Origin of the sequence: Acinetobacter sp. RRD8 (assembly GCF_031844225.1) — a bacterium.
GTDB lineage: Bacteria > Pseudomonadota > Gammaproteobacteria > Pseudomonadales > Moraxellaceae > Acinetobacter.
Window position 1 is genome coordinate 1 of record NZ_JAUZUU010000021.1, and the last position, 17,487, is coordinate 17,487.

Sequence of the window (17,487 nt, forward strand, 5' to 3'; positions counted from 1 at the left end):
CATGACAGATGGGAAAAGACATCAATATAATCAAGGAGGTGTCTATGCGTCATGTCGTGGTGATTGGGGCCGGTATTACCGGAGTAACCACAGCTTATGAGCTGGCACAATCAGGCTATCAAGTGACTGTGGTTGATCGGCATCTTTATCCGGCAATGGAAACATCCTTTGCCAATGGCGGCCAGCTTTCTGCCTGTAATGCCGAAGTATGGAACCAGAAAGCCACGGTACTCAAAGGCATCAAATGGATGTCACAAAAAACCGCACCACTTTTGCTCAATCCTTCTTTCAGTGTGCATAAATACAGCTGGCTCATGGAATTTCTGGGCAATATCAAACATTATGAAGCCAATACCCGAGAGACTGTACGGCTGGCTTTACTGGCAAGAGCACGCTTATTTGAAATTGCCGAAACAGAAAATATTGATTTCAATTTAGAAAAACGTGGAATTTTACATTTTTATCATAACAAGACAGATTATGATGTTGCGATCAAAGTCAATGATCTGTTGTGTAGCGGTGGTCTGGAGCGCAATGCCATTTCCAATGCAGAAATCAAGCAGATCGAACCTGCATTAACTGGCGATTATTATGCAGGATTTTACTGTCAGAGCGATGCCACCGGGGATATTCATAAATTTAGTACCTGTTTGGCCAAAGCCTGTATGCAAAAAGGCGTGAAATTTGAGTTTGGTCAAGATGTTTTTGTTGTTGATCATCAGGCTCAGAATATTCGGGTTAAATGCAAACCTAGTACTGAAAATGTCCATTCCTTTCCAGATGATGTTCTAGAAATTAATGCAGATGCCATAGTGGTCTGTGCAGGGGTTGGCAGCTATCAATTGGCTGAAATACTTGGTGAGCGAGTCAATGTCTATCCAGTCAAAGGCTACTCGATTACCGTGCAACTGAATGATGAGCAGAGCCAGAACAAAGCACCTTGGGTCAGTCAGCTAGATGAAAGTGCGAAAATTGTCTTGTCACGCCTAGGCAAGGATCGTTTGCGTGTTGCAGGAACAGCCGAGTTTAATGGCTATAACCGGGATATTCGTGCTGACCGAATTCAACCTTTAATTGACTGGACCAATCGTAATTTTGACCTGTGTACTGAGCATGTGGTGCCTTGGGCGGGCTTACGCCCAATGATGCCAAATATGATGCCTGTGGTACGCCGTGGCAAATATGAGCGGGTCTTTTACAATACCGGGCATGGTCATCTGGGCTGGACTTTATCAGCTGCAACGGCTGCAATGATCAGTCAGGAAATTGCGCAATACTATCCTGCTTAAATTGATAGCCCGCTTGCGGGCTATTTTTTACACCAAAAATCTCATTTTATATGACGATAAATTATAGTATTTTGAAATTAAATCAATCATATAGTCGATAAATACCGGTAAAGCGTTCACAGCCTTTCTGCTTGCTACTGACCGCTAAAATGGCTTTACTATAATTAAATTCATAGCGGCAGTCATTTTCGTTATCGGTGATCTGGTTTTTTGTCTCAGGCGTAGTATAGGCTAAAAAAGGAATGATCTGCTTCTCGGTCCGGTTATTTGGATTACGATAGGCTAGGCCTTCAATCTTGATCCGGTCTTTGGTCAGTTGATGAATCTTGAGATGTACAGGCTGCTTGGCGATTTGTCCCTGTTCAAACTTAATATAATGCTGGGTCAGACTTTGATTCAGTGAAATATAGACATTTAAATCATCTAAACGCCATTCAAACTGCTGTTTAAAACAGTCTAGCGTTTTGCATTGCTGTAAACGGGTCGCCCATAATTGTTGGCTATCTTGTAATAAGCGCACAGGCGCATCGGTAATCAGAAAAGCAGTAAAGTATTGGTCTGCGAGTTTTGCACGAGATTCAGCCAGCGATGCTGAGCAGACTTTATTCATGGCAGCCGTTTTTTGGCTGTCATCGCTACAGTTTAGTGTGATCGCCGAGCTACCTGTAGAAATCATCCCCAGACCGAGCATCAGGCCAATTATTTTCAACATATTTATATCAGTTTTCAGTAGCATGATCGCTTATACTTTCACTGTGTTACGCTTGGTCTAACTATAGCGAAATAGAAAGCAAGTGTACAAGATTTCAATGGGCTATTTCTAAAGGATGTATAAGGTGATCGCACAAATTCGTATTGGCCAGGGGCTGGATGTGCATGCATTTGAAGAAGGTGATTTTGTCACTCTGGCAGGCATTCAAATTCCGCATACTCACGGTCTGAAAGCACATTCGGATGGTGATGTAGTGCTGCATGCACTCTGTGATGCTTTGTTGGGTGCATTGGCGCTTGGAGATATTGGCCAGCATTTCCCAGATACAGATCCTGGGTTTAAAGGTGCAGATAGCCGGGTACTACTCAAGCATGTTTATCAGCTAATTCTGGATCGTGGTTATCACCTGAATAATGCCGATATTACCGTGGCCTGTGAACGTCCAAAACTGGCTAAGCACAATCTGGCGATGCGTCAAAGTATTGCAGATGTCTTGGATGTTGATGTGACTCAAATCAGTATTAAAGCCACCACCACTGAACAGTTAGGTTTTACCGGTCGTCAGGAAGGCATTATGTCCATGGCAACCGTGCTGTTGAGCCACAGTAAATAAAATCAGGCAAAATAATTTGGATTAATCAGGGAAAGTTCCAGTTCCTGCGTTGCTTTACGACCTTGTAGCTGTAGGGCAACCGCATGCATTAAACCGGTCCAGGTTTCATTTGGTTCCCAGATCTGATGCAAGTGTTCTTGTGCTGTAGGCATATCGATATCCATATAGTACTGACGATATAAGTACATCAGACAGCTGACATGGTAGTTTTGCGAACAATGTACCCAGACCATTTGCTCTTTTACCAGATGATCGATCAGGTCCAGTACCAGCAGGCATTGATTGTCTGAAGGGGTTTCCCAGGAAATCGGAACCTGAATATAGTTCAGTCCCAGCTCAAGGCAAATTTTATCTTCATGCGGCAGATACTGTTCGCTATCGGTCAGCGCCACATTGATGACTGTAGATACACCGTATTCTTTCATCAGCTGTAGCTGGGCAGTAGTTGGTTGACCGGAGCTAAACAGATGTTCGTGTACGAATTGAAAATTCTCAATCTGGCTTAATGCCGTTTCAATATCATTCATCAGATAAATTTTCCTTGTTCTAGAAATGCAAACGCCATCTTGGCGATGGCGTTGGTCAGATCATTTAACGATTAGGTAAAATGTCTTTCAATGCCTCATGCATGTCGAGTAAAACTTTTTCAGTCGTTTCCCAGTCGATACAGCCATCCGTAACGGATTGACCGTATTCCATATCATTCAGGTTCGCCGGAATGTCCTGACGACCACCCTTAAGATGACTTTCTACCATAATACCAACAATTGACTTGTTTCCATCAAGAATTTGTTCGGAAATGTTTTTAAGTACAAGTGGTTGCAGGTACGGGTCTTTGTTAGAGTTGGCGTGGCTGGCATCAATCATGATCTTGGTGCTGACTTTGGCCTTGGCTAGAGCAGCTTCTGCATCGGCAACCGAGCCTGCATCGTAGTTCGGCTTGCCATTACCGCCACGCAGTACCACGTGAGCATAAGGATTGCCTGAAGTGCGAATCACAGCCACCTGGCCTTGATCATTCAGACCGAGGAAGCTGTGACCATGTTTCACAGATTGCATCGCATTGGTCGCGACCGTTAAACCGCCGTCAGTACCATTTTTAAAGCCGACTGGTGAAGAAAGACCAGAAGACATTTCACGATGGGTCTGGCTTTCTGTGGTACGTGCACCAATTGCTGACCATGAAATCAGGTCTTGGTAATACTGTGGCGAGTTTGGATCAAGTGCTTCAGTGGCACATGGCAAGCCCATTTCATTCAGTTCAAGTAATAGCTTGCGACCGATACGCAGACCTTTTTCAATATTGAATGAATCATTCATGTCTGGGTCATTGATCAGACCTTTCCAACCTACGGTAGTACGTGGTTTTTCAAAATAAACCCGCATCACGATATATAAGCTGTCTTTAACTTTTTCGCTCAGCACTTTTAAGCGCTCAGCATATTCATGCGCCGCCTCTGGATCGTGAATAGAACAAGGGCCAATTACAACGAACAGGCGTTTGTCTTCACCATCCAGAATTTTACGAATCGTTTCACGACCATGCAGTACGGTTTGATAAGCAGTTTCAGTCAACGGTAACTCTGCTTTAAGCTCGGCAGGGGTTACAAGAGGAATCATGCTGTGGATATTCACGTCATCAATATCTGATGCTGAAATAGGATTTGACTGTTGTGTATTCATTGCCGTCACTGGTTCGATCATACAAAAGGTTGTTTAATAGCCCGAATATAACATGAATGATGCGTCACTTTGTTATAAAAAAGATGAATACTTCTTTGAAAAAAAAGTGATGAATCGGATAGTTAACTTAAACGGACGGGGAATTTTGGCTCATGATTATCATTGCTGTTTCAGCAGGTTGGGCCGGTTTTGATTTCACAGGATTAATCATGAAATTTACACCGAGGGCAAATAGGGTGATACCTAAAATTTTGCGGATCAGTTTTTCCGGCATACGTGAACTAAGCAAGGTCCCCACAATAATTGCCGGAATAGAACCCACCAATAACCACATGAGTAGCATGAAATCGACATTGCCTGAAGACATATGACCCAGCCCTGCAACCAGGGTCAGTAACACTGCATGCACAACATCTGAGCCAATGATACGAATCATCGGCAGATTCGGGAACATCACTACAAGTGCCATGATGCCAAATGCGCCGGCACCCACTGAAGAGAGCGTGACAAATATGCCCAAGATAATGCCCATGATGATAATGGCTACGCGCTTTTCCTTGGCTTGCAGCTTTACTTTTTCCAGATCTTGGGTCATATCCGGTAGTTCTTGTTTTCTGTATTTATTAAAAAGATTTTCGATCTGGCTACGAAACAGAATGGATAAGCCGGTAATGGTTAGCATAAAGCCCAATACCATGGTCAGGACGGCCTTGTAATGCGTTGATTGGCTCAGATAGTTATCAAGAACCCAATGTGTTGCAAAAGATGCGGGAATACTGCCAACGGCCAGCCAGATCACAATCGGCCAGACAATATTCATTTTCTTGGCATGCACAAACGAGCCACAGAATTTAGAAATCGCGGCATAGAGCAGGTCAGTACCAATCGCGATATGCGGTTCAATCCGGAATAAACTGATAAGAATTGGCGTCATTAATGAACCGCCACCGACACCGGTGACACCTACACAAAAACCTACCAGAACGCCTGCTAAAATAAATTCAATCGGACCAAACATGCATATATGCCAAAATCAAAAAACGAGCATATCTTATGACTTTTGGATATAAGTCGTTGTCTTGATTATTGATTTACTTATGCATAAAAAAGATAAAGCTAGGTGAAGAATATTAGGTGATCTTTCATGTTTATTCACTGGGTTATGTATAAAGTGCGAATATAATGATTGATTTTAACTGTCCGATTTGCCCCATTTCTGTCTAATTGAATGTACCTGTAAATGTCGATTTAATTCTTGTTATGCAAGCTCCCTTATTGACTAAGTTATTCTAAACGGTGGGTTTCTTAAAATTAGAAGATACTTAAGCTTCTTCCGGAATAGCCATAGGATTATGTTAGAATCCCGATTCAATAAATTTCCATGCGGATCTGAGAGGAAACCCACTTGCTAAATCGAAAACTTAAAATTGGAATCGTGGTCGGTGAAGTTTCTGGAGATACGCTTGGCGCAAAATTGATTCGCCGTTTTAGTGAGCAAGGCATTGATGCTGAATTTGAAGGTATCGGTGGGCCACAAATGATCGCTGAAGGCTTTAAAAGCTATTATCCGATGGATATTTTATCGGTGATGGGCATTGTCGAAGTTTTAAAAGATATTAAAAAACTGTTTGCTGTGCGGGATGGTCTGGTGGAAACCTGGACTAAAGATCCGGTCGATATTTTTATCGGGATTGATGCGCCTGATTTTAACCTGCGTTTGTCAAAAACCATTAAACAAAAACAGTTACCGATTAAAACCGTGCAATACGTCAGTCCTTCGGTCTGGGCATGGCGTCAAGGCCGTATACATGGCATTAAAGCCAGTATTGATCTGGTGCTGTGCCTGTTTCCATTTGAAAAAGCGTTCTTTAAAAAATGGGATGTTCCTGCAGCTTTTGTCGGACATCCGCTCGCTAGCCAATTGCCACTTGAAAATCCAATTCTGGAGGCTCAGATAGAATTAGGCCTCGATCCACATCAGAAATATATTGCCTTATTACCGGGAAGCCGCCGTGGCGAGATTGAGCGTTTGGGACCTTTGGTTCTGGATGCAGCTAATATTCTGCATCACAAATATCCGGATTATACCTTTCTGATTCCTGCGATTAATGATGCACGCAAGCAGCAAATCGAAAGTTTACTGGCCACTTATCCTGAGAGCTTAAAAACCCAAATTCGCTTGATGGAAAATACCAGCGCTGAATCCAAAATTGGCCGTCAGGTCATGAATGCATCCAATATTATTGCACTGGCGTCTGGAACTGCAACGCTTGAAGCGATGTTGCTGCACCGTCCGATGGTGACTTTTTATAAATTGCACTGGCTGACCTATCGAATTGCCAAATTACTGGTAAAAATCCCATATTTTTCATTACCAAATATAATTGCTGGCAAAAAAGTGATTCAAGAACTCATCCAATCCGCTGCTACACCTGAAAATCTGGCAGCTGAAATTGAAAAACTGATGGATATTGAAGCAGCGCAGATTCAGGTTATGCAGCATATCACCATGCACAAGCAGCTACTTTCTGGCAATAGCGAAGATCCGGTCACAGCAGTATTGGCATTAGTCCAGTAATTTTAGTCTGGTAATAAAGACTGGTTCTTCTGACAATTCAGCCGGTATTGGGTGGGCGTCTGTTCAAACTGTTTTTTAAAACTTTGACTAAACGCCGTCTCGGATGAATAACCAACCAGATAAGCGATCTGCTGGATACCAAATCCACTATTTCTCAAATATTGCGCTGCCAGACGCAGGCGGTGCTGTTGCAGATAGGCAAGGGGCGGTTCACCGACAATCTGGGTAAATAACTGGGCGAATTTGGAACGTGACATATGACATTGTTCGGCCAGACTTTCTACAGTCCAGAATTGTTCAGGTTTGCCATGAATCGCTGCCAGTGCATTGGATAGTTCCGGATGCGAGAGCGCATTTAGCCAGCTCGAGGCATTTTCCAGGTTTAAAATATAATCACGTACGCATTCAATCAGTAAAATACTGACCAGATGATCCAGAATCTTGTCACGTCCGGGACGAAGCTGCTGGGTTTCCAGTGCCAGAAACTGCAAGCCAACCTGTAACCATTCTGGCGCCGTATCACCCAGAATATGTTGAATATGCAGGTATTTAGGTAATGCACTCAAAAGAGGTTTGGCCATCTGGATATCCAAGCTAGAACGAATAGCCAGTATGAAACTATGCTCCGCCGAATTTTCCCGATTGAGATCAACACATTGCTGTGCATTGCTCTGAAAATAAGGGTTAATCGCATGGTGCTCAGAAAAATCGGCATTGTCTGGGCAGGAAACATGATGGGAGGAACCTGCGGGTAATAGCACCAGATCACCTTGTTGCAGCTCCAGTCGATCACCATTCATGAACTTTAATTGCGCCTGTCCTTGTAACAGGATATAGGCCAGCATAAAGGGTTCATGTTGATAGTCAAAGCCGCCCGGATGAAATACATTCAGATAAAGATATTCCGATTTTTCCAGATGAATATCATCAAAAATTTTACTTAAAGCATCCATGCCTAACTCTATTCTTCTGTTTTATTTCATTTAATTGACTATAAATTTTTTAACTTTGTGATTTTAGGCCAGAATTTGGCAGCATGTGCCAAAGACGCTGACATAGCTTTTCTGGACGTTGAATACTGTTCGCTACTGCTGAAATAATCAACTATAAGTGCAGAGTAACATAAAAAAGGAAGGTCGCAATGAATGCCCCTGCACAAATCCAGAAAGCGCAGTTTACGCAGGAAGCGTCGGCACTAAAAGGTGTCAATCTGGATAAAAAACGTTTTGGCTGGTTGCTCAGCCCAGGTCTGCCTGTGATCGGAATGGGAATTCTGGCCGGTTATCATTTTGGTCCCAAATCGACTAAAAAAGTCTTTGCCATGGGCGGACTATTATTACTGCACGTAATCATTCCGACTCTGGATGCCCTGATTGGCGATGATGCCAATAACCCAAATGATGAGCAGATCAAGGCACTGGTTAACGATCCTTATTATGACCGCATTGTAAAAGCATTTATTCCCTTGCAAATGGCAGCCAATGCCTTTGCCGGTTATGTCGTAAGCCGGCCAAATGTGTCTTTGCTGGATCAGGTACTGCTTGGAGTTTCTATGGGTGCGATTAATGGTGTGGGGGTGAATACCGCACATGAACTCAGCCATCGTCCCCAGAAAAAAGACCATTACTGGTCTCATGCCAGCCTGATGCCTTTGGGCTATAACCATTTCCGGATCGAACATCCTTATGGACACCATAAACGGGTGGCGACACCAGAAGATCCGGCATCTTCAAAAATGGGTGAATCTTTTTACCGTTTCTGGCCACGTACCGTAATAGGCGGATTAAAATCTGCAATCCAGATTGAAAAAAGACGGCTCGAGCGTAAGGGACTGAAATTCTTTAATCAGGAAAATGAGCTGTTTCATGGTTGGGCCATGAGTGCCGGCTATCATGCCTTGATGCTAAAGGCGCATGGCAAGAAAATTATTCCTTATACACTGACACAGGCATTTTATGGCGTTAGCCTGTTTGAGATTGTGAATTATATCGAGCACTACGGACTGAAACGTGGACAGAAAGCGGATGGCAGTTATGAGCGAACCTTGCCGGAACATAGCTGGAATAACAACAATATCGTAACTAATCTGTTTTTGTATCAGTTACAACGCCATTCTGATCATCATGCTTTTCCAAGCCGTCCATTTCAGGCGTTGCGGCATTTTGATGAAGCGCCAGAATTACCCAGCGGTTATGCAACCATGCTGATTCCAGCCTTGATTCCACCTTTATGGTACAAAATCATGGATCAGCGGGTATATCAGCACTATCAGGGCGATTTAAGTAAGGCTAATATCTTGCCTTCCAAGCGTGCCAAGCTATTTAAAAAATTTGGTGTAAATAACTCTACAGCTTAATGAATTACAAAATAAAAATGCGCCGATAAAGGCGCATTTTTTGATTAATTCTGCCTAGAACCAGTCGGCTTGCATATTCAGGCAAGTATCATCCAGATGCATCAGTAATTTGGCCTGATGTTCAATTTCAGGGAGTTCCCAGCGAATAAAATATTGAGCTGCCTGAATTTTCCCTGCCAGAAAAGTCTGATCTTCTGCCTGCGAAGATGTGCCAAACTTGAGTTGAGCCTGATTCGCCATTTCCAGCCATAGCCAGGCTAGGATGGTCTTACCCATCATATCCAGATACAGGCCTGAATTGGCCAAAGCTTCGCTGACTTTGCCTTGATGCAAGGCCTGGCCTAAAATCTGTGTAGTCTTTTGCACAGTGGCAAGATGCTGTTTATAGATCTTTGCGAGTTCCACTATCTTAGGTTCATGAATCTCTGACAAGGTCTTCTGGATGCGCTGCATGAGCAGATTGAGCCCTTTGCCATTATGCTGCCAGAGTTTACGTCCCAGCAGATCCAGAGATTGAATGCCGTAAGTTCCTTCATGAATCGGATTGAGCCGGTTATCACGGTAACATTGCTCCACCGGATATTCACGAGTATAACCCGCGCCGCCCAGGACCTGAATAGCCAGATCATTGGCTTTCGGACTATAGGCAGAAGGGAAAGATTTGACCACCGGGGTGATGAGATCAAGCAGAATTGCACTATCTTCATCTTGAGCTGCCTGAAGTTCATCAATTAATCGGGCTGCAAATAAGCAAAGTGCCAGCGAACCTTCTACATATGACTTTTGCGCCAGTAGCATGCGTTTGACATCGGTATGTTCAATGATATTCACCGGTTTGGAGTCAGGTGTTTTTTCATGAACTGGCCGGCCTTGCGGACGGTTTTTAGCATAATCCAGAGATTCCAGATAGCCACGATAACCAATCATGGCTGCGCCCAGACCGACACCCACACGTGCTTCATTCATCATCTTGAACATATATTTTAAGCCATGACCGGGTTCACCAATTAAATAGCCTAAGCAATTATCATTTTCTCCAAAGCTTAAAACTGTAGATGTAGTACCTCGATAGCCCATTTTGTGCAGTAAGCCAGCCAGCTGTACATCATTAGCTTCACCGAGTGAACCATCCTCGTTGGTTTTGAATTTCGGTACGATAAACAGGGAAATTCCTTTTACGCCTTGCGGCGCATCCTGAATCCTCGCCAAGACCAGATGCACAATATTTTCGGTAATGTCCTGATCGCCACCCGAAATAAACATTTTCTGGCCTTTAATTTTATAAATTCCATTTTCTTGAGGAATGGCTTTGGTGCTCAGATCGCCCAAAGAGGAACCTACATTTGGCTCTGTCATGGCCATGGTGCCAGCAAAGCGGCCACTCAACATATGCGGTAGGAATATTTGCTTTTGTTCTGGGGAGGCAAAAGCCTGTATCAGGTTCGCCGCAGCGGCTGTTAGAAAAGAATAAGCCACGGTTGACGGATTGGCCGACATAAAATAAGCATTGCAGGCCATATTCACCAAAGTGGGCAGTTGCATGCCACCATCTGCATAATCATGCTGGGCGCAAAGCAGGCCGGCATCGGCAAACTGTTGCCAGGCTGTCTTCACTTCATCAATGGTTTTGACCTGTTTGCCATCAAAGTTCGGTTCTTGTTGATCAGCTTTGGCATTATGCGGCGCAAAATAATCAGTCGCGATACCTTTTGCCGTTTCCAGAATACTGTCGAAAGTATTTTTGTCATGATCCTGATAGCGTTGCAGTTTAGTCAGCGCTTCAAGTTTGAATACGTCATAAAGCTGGAAATGCAGATCTTTATCATTAATCAGTTGGGTCACGGTACTATCCTGAATGTGCAATCCTTGAGATAGCATCAAGACTAGCAGTTGCTTTTATTGAGGAGGATTGTCAATAATGACATGAATCGGGTGAAAAGTGACAAATAGAAAAATATGCAACAGGTGGTGATTTTAGGCTTTGATGGCGCTCTGGCTTCAGCCATTACGGGTGTGGTCGATTTATTTGCCATGGCTGGTGTAAGCTGGAACCGGATCCAGCAGCAGAATGTACAGCGCCTGTTTAAGGTGAGTATCGCCAGTCCGGATGGACACCCGATTCGGTGTATCAATGGGCTGCAGTTGCAGGCACATTTTTCTTATCAAGAGATTCAAACTGCAGATATTCTGGTGGTACCGACCATCGCTGCACCGATTCAGGATGTATTGCAACAGAATCCAGAACTGATTTATTTTTTAAAATCTGCACATGCAGAGGCGACTTTAATTGCAGGAAACTGTACCGGGAATTTTTTTCTGGCAGAAGCAGGTATTTTAGATGACCGAATTGCAACAACACATTGGGGTTTTCAGGACATGTTTCGTTCACGCTATCCTAAGGTGAAACTGAATGCCGATCTGATGATTAGCCGGGATCAAAATATCTATTGTACGGGCGGAGGCCTGGCCTGGTTTGACCTGGGTTTGCATCTGATTGAGCGCTTGTATGGCTTTGAGGTGGCCATGCAATCGGCTAAATCTTTCGTAATTGATTACCGCCGTGATAGCCAGTTGTCTTATTCATTGCTGAATATTGGCCAGCCGCACCATGATGAACTGGTACAAAAAATCCAGAACTGGCTAGAGCAGCATTTTCATGAAGATTTTAGTTTGAACCAGCTGGCAGAGCAGTTTAATGTGACTGGCCGAACCCTGATTCGACGCTTTAAACAAGCCTTAGACATACCGCCCAATCAATATCTACAAGCGATCCGGATTGAAGCCGCACGTAAACGACTGGAAGAAACCGATCAAGCTGTGGATGTGATTATGCAAAATGTCGGCTATCAGGATCCAAGTTCATTCCGCCGTTTATTTCATAAAAAAACCGGTCTGACGCCGTTGGAATATCGGCGCCGGTTTAGTCGGCGCTTTTAAAAGCTTTTAATGAGAAGGCTGTACTTTTCCTGCTTTACGGCCATGCAGAAGGTAATACCAAACCAGGCAGCTCAGGGTGAGCAGCGCCGAGAACAGATAAAGCTGACGATAACCAATCTGATCCAGCAGCATACCCAGGAAATAAGGGCCAAAACCAAGACCGGCATCCAGGGCAATAAAGAAGGTTGAGGTAGCAAGCCCCATACGCTGCAATGTCGTACTTTTCACCGCAATGGTTTGACACACTGACTGGATATTACCAAAACCAAAACCAAGCAAGGCAGCACTGGCAAGTAACATCACAGAGTTTTGCGCCTGACTGAGGAGCAATATCCCCAGTGCCATAATCACAATGGCAGGATAGATAATGATATTTTCGCCTTTACGGTCCATGAGCGGGCCGGTAAAAGGACGCGAAAGCAAAATGGCAAAAGCATACATCAGGAAGAAAAAAGATGCTGCTTCGACCAGATTAATTTCTTTGGCATAAAAGTGAATAAACGACAATATGCCTGAATAAGAAGTAGCCACCAGCAGTACAATCAGTGCAATCGGTAGCGCATTCGGTTCAATATACTGAGCCAGTTTGCTGGTGCTTTGCGAAGTAGAGGCTGCTGACGAATGACTTGCCTTAAGGCGTGGTGGCTGGATAAACAGTCCACAGATCAGGCAGCTAAGCGCAACGATACTGCTAAAGATGAAAATTAGCTGATAATTAAAATTTGTCATCAGCCAGATTCCGACAAAGGGACCAATTGCTGTACCGAGCGTGCTGCTCATGCTGAAATAGCCAATTCCTTCACCGCGTCGTGTGGCAGGAATGGTCTGTGCAATCACTGTACCCAGTACAGTAGAAGCCATACCCATCATAAAGCCATGTATCAGACGGATACCTAGTAAAACTTCCAGCTTGGCCGGAATCATATACAGTCCGGAAAAGAGTAGGAAACCAGTCAGGCCAATGACAAGCGTATTTTTTAGGCCCAGACGATTCAGTAATTTTCCGATCAATAAGCGTCCGAATAGGGTGCCGACAATAAACAGACCTGATACCAGACCGGCTTGTGCAGTCGAAGCCCCTAGCTCAGCAACCGAGTAGCCGACAATCACAATCACCAGCAAGTAGAACACCAGAACCAACTGGAAATTCACCAGACTGATCAGGATAAAATTGGGCGTCCATAAAGGCGTTTCTTGTTCTTGGCTCATTGAGGTCTGTCCTGAGATGAGGGATATAACTGCTGAATGAGTTGCATCAAGGTATTTTTACTGCCTTCAAGATCATCTGATTCAACGTGCTCAAGCAACTGATCTTCAAATGCATCGATCTGTTTGGAACACATCGCAAAGGTCTCAATTCCTTGCTCACTCAACTTGAACAGCTTTTGACGTTTGTCTTCAGTTTCGAGTTGGGCAATCAGATCGAGTTCAACCAGTTGCTGAATCCGCTTAGTAATACCGGGCTTGGATACATTGAGATAACTGGAAATATCTGCCAGCGTGCATTGTTGCTTTGACTGGATGACGTATAACACCTGCCATAAGGAATAATTTAATTGAGATGACAACAAGATCGTATTGATCTCATCGCTCATCAGTCGTGCGCAGCGTAATAACAGCGTACGAAGTCGGGGAGATTCGGAAAACATATGGTTAGTTAACCTGGGTAACTAAATTTAGGCCTAATTTACGCCTGTTTTATCTAAAGCTCAAGAGGAGAGTTTTAAAAATTATTCAGAGTAATATTTTCTTTATCAGCAAGAGTTACATAGTTTAACCTGATTAAAAAATAATCAACAAAAGACTACATACTTTTTATAACAGCCACGCCTAAGCTAGCCATGTCACTAGAAAAATTCATGACTTAAAAATTGAAGGGCAAAGATGCCAAATAACAATGCATAGGTGAAGCTTATGACTCTGGGTTTAACTGCATTAGAGTTAGCACGAATACAGTTCGCCTTTACTGTATCTTTTCATATCATTTTTCCGGCAATTTCTATTGGCTTGGCCAGCTTTCTGGCCATTCTGGAATGGCGCTGGCTCAAAACCCAAAATCCGATTTTTCAGGATCTATTCAAATTCTGGGTGAAAATTTTCGCTGTGGCATTCGGGATGGGTGTCGTCTCTGGTGTGGTCATGAGCTACCAGTTTGGAACCAACTGGAGTGAGTTTTCCCGGGTGGCAGGCAGCGTGACTGGACCTTTATTGGCCTATGAAGTACTCACCGCTTTCTTTCTGGAAGCGGGCTTTCTGGGCATCATGTTATTTGGCTGGGGGCGAGTGGGACCAAAGGCGCACTTTTTCTCGACCTTGATGGTTGCGATAGGCACCTGTATTTCCATGTTCTGGATTCTATCGTCCAATAGCTGGATGCAGACCCCACAAGGCTTTGCGATTGAAAATGGCCTGATTGTTCCGCAAGATTGGCTTGCTATCGTGTTTAACCCATCTTTCCCTTATCGTCTGGCCCATATGGCTATGGCTGCCTTTCTGGTTTCCGCCTTACTGGTTGCTGCTACAGCTGCATGGCATCTGATCAAAGGCCGTCGCGATGCACTGGTTAAAACTTCATTTTCCATGGCAATGTGGCTGCTTCTGGTACTTGCACCTTTGCAGGTCATCGTCGGTGATATGCACGGTATTAATACCCTTGAGCATCAGCCAGCAAAACTGGCGGCAATGGAAGGGCATTGGGAAACCAATCATGATGAAGGCATGCCCTTATATCTCTTTGGTATTCCAGATATGGAGGCAGAAGAAACCAAATATGCAGTCGCAATTCCCAACTTGGGGAGCCTGATTCTGACCCACTCGATGGATGGAAAGGTTACGGGACTTAAAGACTTTGCACCTGAAGACCGGCCGAATTCACTGGTGGTGTTCTGGAGCTTCCGGATTATGGTCGGACTCGGCGTATTGATGCTGTTACTGGCGTTATGGGGAGCGTGGGCACGTACCCGTGGTCGCTTTTATGAGTCCCGTGCATTGCACCGATTTGCCCTGATTATGGGACCTTCCGGATTTATTGCCATGCTTGCGGGATGGTTTACCACAGAAGTCGGCCGTCAGCCTTGGGTAGTCTACGGCATCATGCGAACCAAGGATGCATTGTCTCCGGTTTCCGCTGAACAGGTGGGGCTGACCCTGATTATTTTTGTAGTTGTCTACTGTGTGGTATTTGGTATCGGAATTTACTACATGTTGCGCCTGATGCACAAAGGCCCGGATTTTATTCATACCCGACCAGATCATGAATCAGATAGCGATGTGGTTCAGGCCTCGCGTCGACCATTAAGTAGTATTCGCGAACGTATCGAAGAAGTTCCTGAACAACCGGATCAGGAGGACAAAAAATGATTGATTTATCATTAATCTGGATTGTGATTATTGGTTTGGGTGTATTGATTTATACCATTCTCGATGGTTTCGATCTGGGCATCGGCATCTTGTTTCCTTTCTTTCCGCATCAGGATGAACGTGATGTCATGATGAATACCGTGGCTCCGGTCTGGGATGGCAATGAAACCTGGATGGTTTTGGGCGGTGCAGGGTTATTTGCAGCTTTCCCACTTGCTTACTCGACCGTACTCTCGGCACTGTATATGCCAATTATTCTGATGGTGATTGCCTTGATTTTCCGCGGCGTGGCTTTTGAGTTCCGCTTCAAGGCAAACCGCAGTAAGCATTGGTGGGATAAAGCCTTTATCGGTGGTTCTGCGATCACCAGTTTCCTGCAAGGCATGATTTTAGGCGCCTATATTCAGGGCATTGAAACCCGAAATGGTGTCTATGTTGGGGGTGGTCTGGACTGGCTCACTCCATTCAGTATTTTCACCGGAATCAGTGTGGTGGTGCTCTATGCGGCATTAGGCTGTGGCTGGCTCATCTATAAAACCGGAGATGACTTGCAGGATCGAATGTTTAAACTGATGCCTAAGCTGATTATGGCCTTGCTGATCATATTGGGTGCTGTCAGTATTTATACGCCGTTGACCCATCCACAGATTGCCGAACGCTGGTTTAGTCAGCCACAATTCACCTATTTTATGCCAGTTCCAGTTCTGGTTCTGCTATTTACCTGGCTGGCCTTACGTGCCTGCAAAAGACGCAGTGAATTAGGTCCATTTACCTATATGCTGGTTCTGGTTTTCCTCGCTTATACTGGATTCTTGATCAGTCTATGGCCATATATTATCCCGCCGAGCGTGACTATCTGGCAGGCTGCAGCGCATGAAAATAGCCAGCTATTTGCCTTGATTGGTGCCTTGATCCTGATTCCTATTATTGTGATTTATACTGGTATGTCCTATTGGGTGTTCCGGCATAAGGTCAGGGTCGGCGATGATGGCTATCATTAAGGAGTGGTCATGAAAGGCAAACAGGCATTATGGTTTGTAGGACTATGGCTGGCAGGATTTTTAACGCTGGTCCTGATTGCCGGCGCATTCCGCTTTCTGGTGCATTTGGCTTATTAAATCGGTAAAACTAAAATGAGTGAAAAAAAAGTGATCAGAATGTCCTGATCACTTTTTATCATTTGCAATTCATCTTTGACAAAATAAAATTTACGATTTTACCTGCTTACGATAAACACTTGGACGTACAGGACGGCTACTTTTCCAAAGGCCTTTTTTCTGTTTCTTGGCTTTATTTTGCAGTTCCATCATATAGCGTAAATGGGTTTTGTCCTTGATATATTCTTCATAGACCCACGCTGCACCACGTTTGACAATCTCTTCATTGATATTTTTGCGATAGCGATAGACGACACCCACACAGCGACCATAACGGTCAATGTCGGTTATCTTGACCCGAACCATTTTATTATTCACCATGCTTTTGACCAGACGTTGCGATTCCTTGCCATAGGCTTGTGATGATTCAGGGGCATCGACAAAAGCAAAGCGCAATTTGGTCTCAGAGCGACGAATATTAAAACGGTAGCAGGTGAGGGTATCACCATCACTTACGGCTTTTACACGGCACCAGTATTTTTTGCCTTTCTTAAAGGGGCGGAAAACATCTTTTAAATAAACTGTAATTTTATGCAGCAGATAATAAGAAAAACACAGCAGTACGAGGCCCAGCACAATTTGCCAGGTGATGGAGAGATTTAACAAAGGCAAGATCCAAATCAGCAAAACCAGCTGTAAAATCACAGCTAAAAGTCGAGCCATTTTAGAGCAAAGCCAGTAGATCTACGGCTTAAAAGCTAATCACTCAGTGTTTAGTTTTGTACCAGCTAAAATAGCCTAAGTATATTTTTCTACTGAAAAGATGAAGATGCAACCATCTAAACTTATATAAAAATAGCCT

Annotated in this window: 17 protein-coding genes; 8 read left to right on the forward strand and 9 right to left on the reverse strand. The window is 44.1% G+C overall.

Features of this window, described 5'->3' with window-relative positions:
- Window positions 1–44: 44 nt before the first annotated feature.
- Complete coding sequence (locus Q9R24_RS13365; protein ID WP_311204683.1) at window positions 45–1,289, forward strand: D-amino acid dehydrogenase; 1,245 nt, start codon at window positions 45–47, stop codon at window positions 1,287–1,289.
- An 82-nt stretch (window positions 1,290–1,371) separates the two neighbouring features.
- On the opposite strand, the gene Q9R24_RS13370 is transcribed toward Q9R24_RS13365, so the two are convergent.
- On the reverse strand, window positions 1,372–2,025 hold the full coding sequence (locus Q9R24_RS13370; RefSeq protein WP_311204684.1) for a hypothetical protein: 654 nt from the start codon (window positions 2,023–2,025) through the stop codon (window positions 1,372–1,374).
- 100 nt (window positions 2,026–2,125) lie between these two features.
- Between Q9R24_RS13370 and ispF the strand changes: the two genes are divergently transcribed.
- Window positions 2,126–2,614 carry a 2-C-methyl-D-erythritol 2,4-cyclodiphosphate synthase gene (gene ispF, locus Q9R24_RS13375; RefSeq protein ID WP_216986087.1) on the forward strand — a complete coding sequence of 163 codons (489 nt, stop codon included), beginning with the start codon at window positions 2,126–2,128 and terminating at the stop codon, window positions 2,612–2,614.
- A gap of 2 nt (window positions 2,615–2,616) precedes the next feature.
- Here ispF and Q9R24_RS13380 read toward each other — a convergent pair whose 3' ends face one another.
- From Q9R24_RS13380 to Q9R24_RS13390, 3 genes are all read right to left on the reverse strand, one after another.
- Complete coding sequence (locus tag Q9R24_RS13380; protein WP_311204685.1) at window positions 2,617–3,141, reverse strand: protein tyrosine phosphatase family protein; 525 nt, start codon at window positions 3,139–3,141, stop codon at window positions 2,617–2,619.
- A gap of 64 nt (window positions 3,142–3,205) precedes the next feature.
- Window positions 3,206–4,297, reverse strand: a complete 1,092-nt coding sequence (locus Q9R24_RS13385) for a 3-deoxy-7-phosphoheptulonate synthase (RefSeq protein ID WP_213032097.1) — start codon at window positions 4,295–4,297, stop codon at window positions 3,206–3,208.
- Between the two features lie 127 nt (window positions 4,298–4,424).
- Window positions 4,425–5,315 (reverse strand): sulfite exporter TauE/SafE family protein, encoded by an 891-nt coding sequence (locus Q9R24_RS13390; protein WP_253114489.1) that lies wholly within the window; start codon window positions 5,313–5,315, stop codon window positions 4,425–4,427.
- 387 nt (window positions 5,316–5,702) lie between these two features.
- Between Q9R24_RS13390 and lpxB the strand changes: the two genes are divergently transcribed.
- Complete coding sequence (gene lpxB / locus Q9R24_RS13395) at window positions 5,703–6,875, forward strand: lipid-A-disaccharide synthase (protein ID WP_311204686.1); 1,173 nt, start codon at window positions 5,703–5,705, stop codon at window positions 6,873–6,875.
- 2 nt (window positions 6,876–6,877) lie between these two features.
- Here lpxB and Q9R24_RS13400 read toward each other — a convergent pair whose 3' ends face one another.
- Window positions 6,878–7,828, reverse strand: coding sequence for an AraC family transcriptional regulator (locus Q9R24_RS13400; RefSeq protein WP_005262782.1), 951 nt, complete (start codon window positions 7,826–7,828; stop codon window positions 6,878–6,880).
- A gap of 188 nt (window positions 7,829–8,016) precedes the next feature.
- Between Q9R24_RS13400 and Q9R24_RS13405 the strand changes: the two genes are divergently transcribed.
- Complete coding sequence (locus Q9R24_RS13405) at window positions 8,017–9,231, forward strand: alkane 1-monooxygenase (RefSeq protein ID WP_311204687.1); 1,215 nt, start codon at window positions 8,017–8,019, stop codon at window positions 9,229–9,231.
- Between the two features lie 54 nt (window positions 9,232–9,285).
- Here Q9R24_RS13405 and Q9R24_RS13410 read toward each other — a convergent pair whose 3' ends face one another.
- A complete protein-coding gene (locus tag Q9R24_RS13410) occupies window positions 9,286–11,109 on the reverse strand; it encodes an acyl-CoA dehydrogenase (protein WP_311204688.1) in 1,824 nt (607 codons plus the stop codon).
- A 78-nt stretch (window positions 11,110–11,187) separates the two neighbouring features.
- On the opposite strand from Q9R24_RS13410, the gene Q9R24_RS13415 reads away from it, so the two are divergent.
- Window positions 11,188–12,168 (forward strand): helix-turn-helix domain-containing protein, encoded by a 981-nt coding sequence (locus Q9R24_RS13415; RefSeq protein ID WP_311204689.1) that lies wholly within the window; start codon window positions 11,188–11,190, stop codon window positions 12,166–12,168.
- Window positions 12,169–12,174: 6 nt separating this feature from the next.
- Here the strand turns inward: Q9R24_RS13415 and Q9R24_RS13420 are convergent, their stop codons facing one another.
- Complete coding sequence (locus tag Q9R24_RS13420) at window positions 12,175–13,377, reverse strand: MFS transporter (RefSeq protein ID WP_311204690.1); 1,203 nt, start codon at window positions 13,375–13,377, stop codon at window positions 12,175–12,177.
- Window positions 13,374–13,817, reverse strand: a complete 444-nt coding sequence (locus tag Q9R24_RS13425; RefSeq protein ID WP_004280452.1) for a MarR family winged helix-turn-helix transcriptional regulator — start codon at window positions 13,815–13,817, stop codon at window positions 13,374–13,376. The genes Q9R24_RS13420 and Q9R24_RS13425 overlap by 4 nt, the downstream gene beginning before the upstream one ends.
- Window positions 13,818–14,082: 265 nt before the next feature.
- On the opposite strand from Q9R24_RS13425, the gene Q9R24_RS13430 reads away from it, so the two are divergent.
- Genes Q9R24_RS13430 through Q9R24_RS13440 form a run of 3 tightly spaced genes read left to right on the forward strand, consistent with a single transcriptional unit; the run spans window position 14,083 to window position 16,646 of the window.
- A complete protein-coding gene (locus Q9R24_RS13430; protein ID WP_004280451.1) occupies window positions 14,083–15,528 on the forward strand; it encodes a cytochrome ubiquinol oxidase subunit I in 1,446 nt (481 codons plus the stop codon).
- Entirely contained in the window at window positions 15,525–16,529 is a 1,005-nt protein-coding gene (cydB, locus tag Q9R24_RS13435) for a cytochrome d ubiquinol oxidase subunit II (RefSeq protein ID WP_004280450.1), read from the forward strand. Before Q9R24_RS13430 ends, cydB begins: the two co-directional genes overlap by 4 nt.
- A 9-nt stretch (window positions 16,530–16,538) precedes the next feature.
- Window positions 16,539–16,646, forward strand: a complete 108-nt coding sequence (locus Q9R24_RS13440) for a hypothetical protein (RefSeq protein ID WP_005251975.1) — start codon at window positions 16,539–16,541, stop codon at window positions 16,644–16,646.
- 90 nt (window positions 16,647–16,736) lie between these two features.
- On the opposite strand, the gene Q9R24_RS13445 is transcribed toward Q9R24_RS13440, so the two are convergent.
- A complete protein-coding gene (locus Q9R24_RS13445; RefSeq protein WP_180181314.1) occupies window positions 16,737–17,348 on the reverse strand; it encodes a thermonuclease family protein in 612 nt (203 codons plus the stop codon).
- Window positions 17,349–17,487 lie beyond the last annotated feature (139 nt).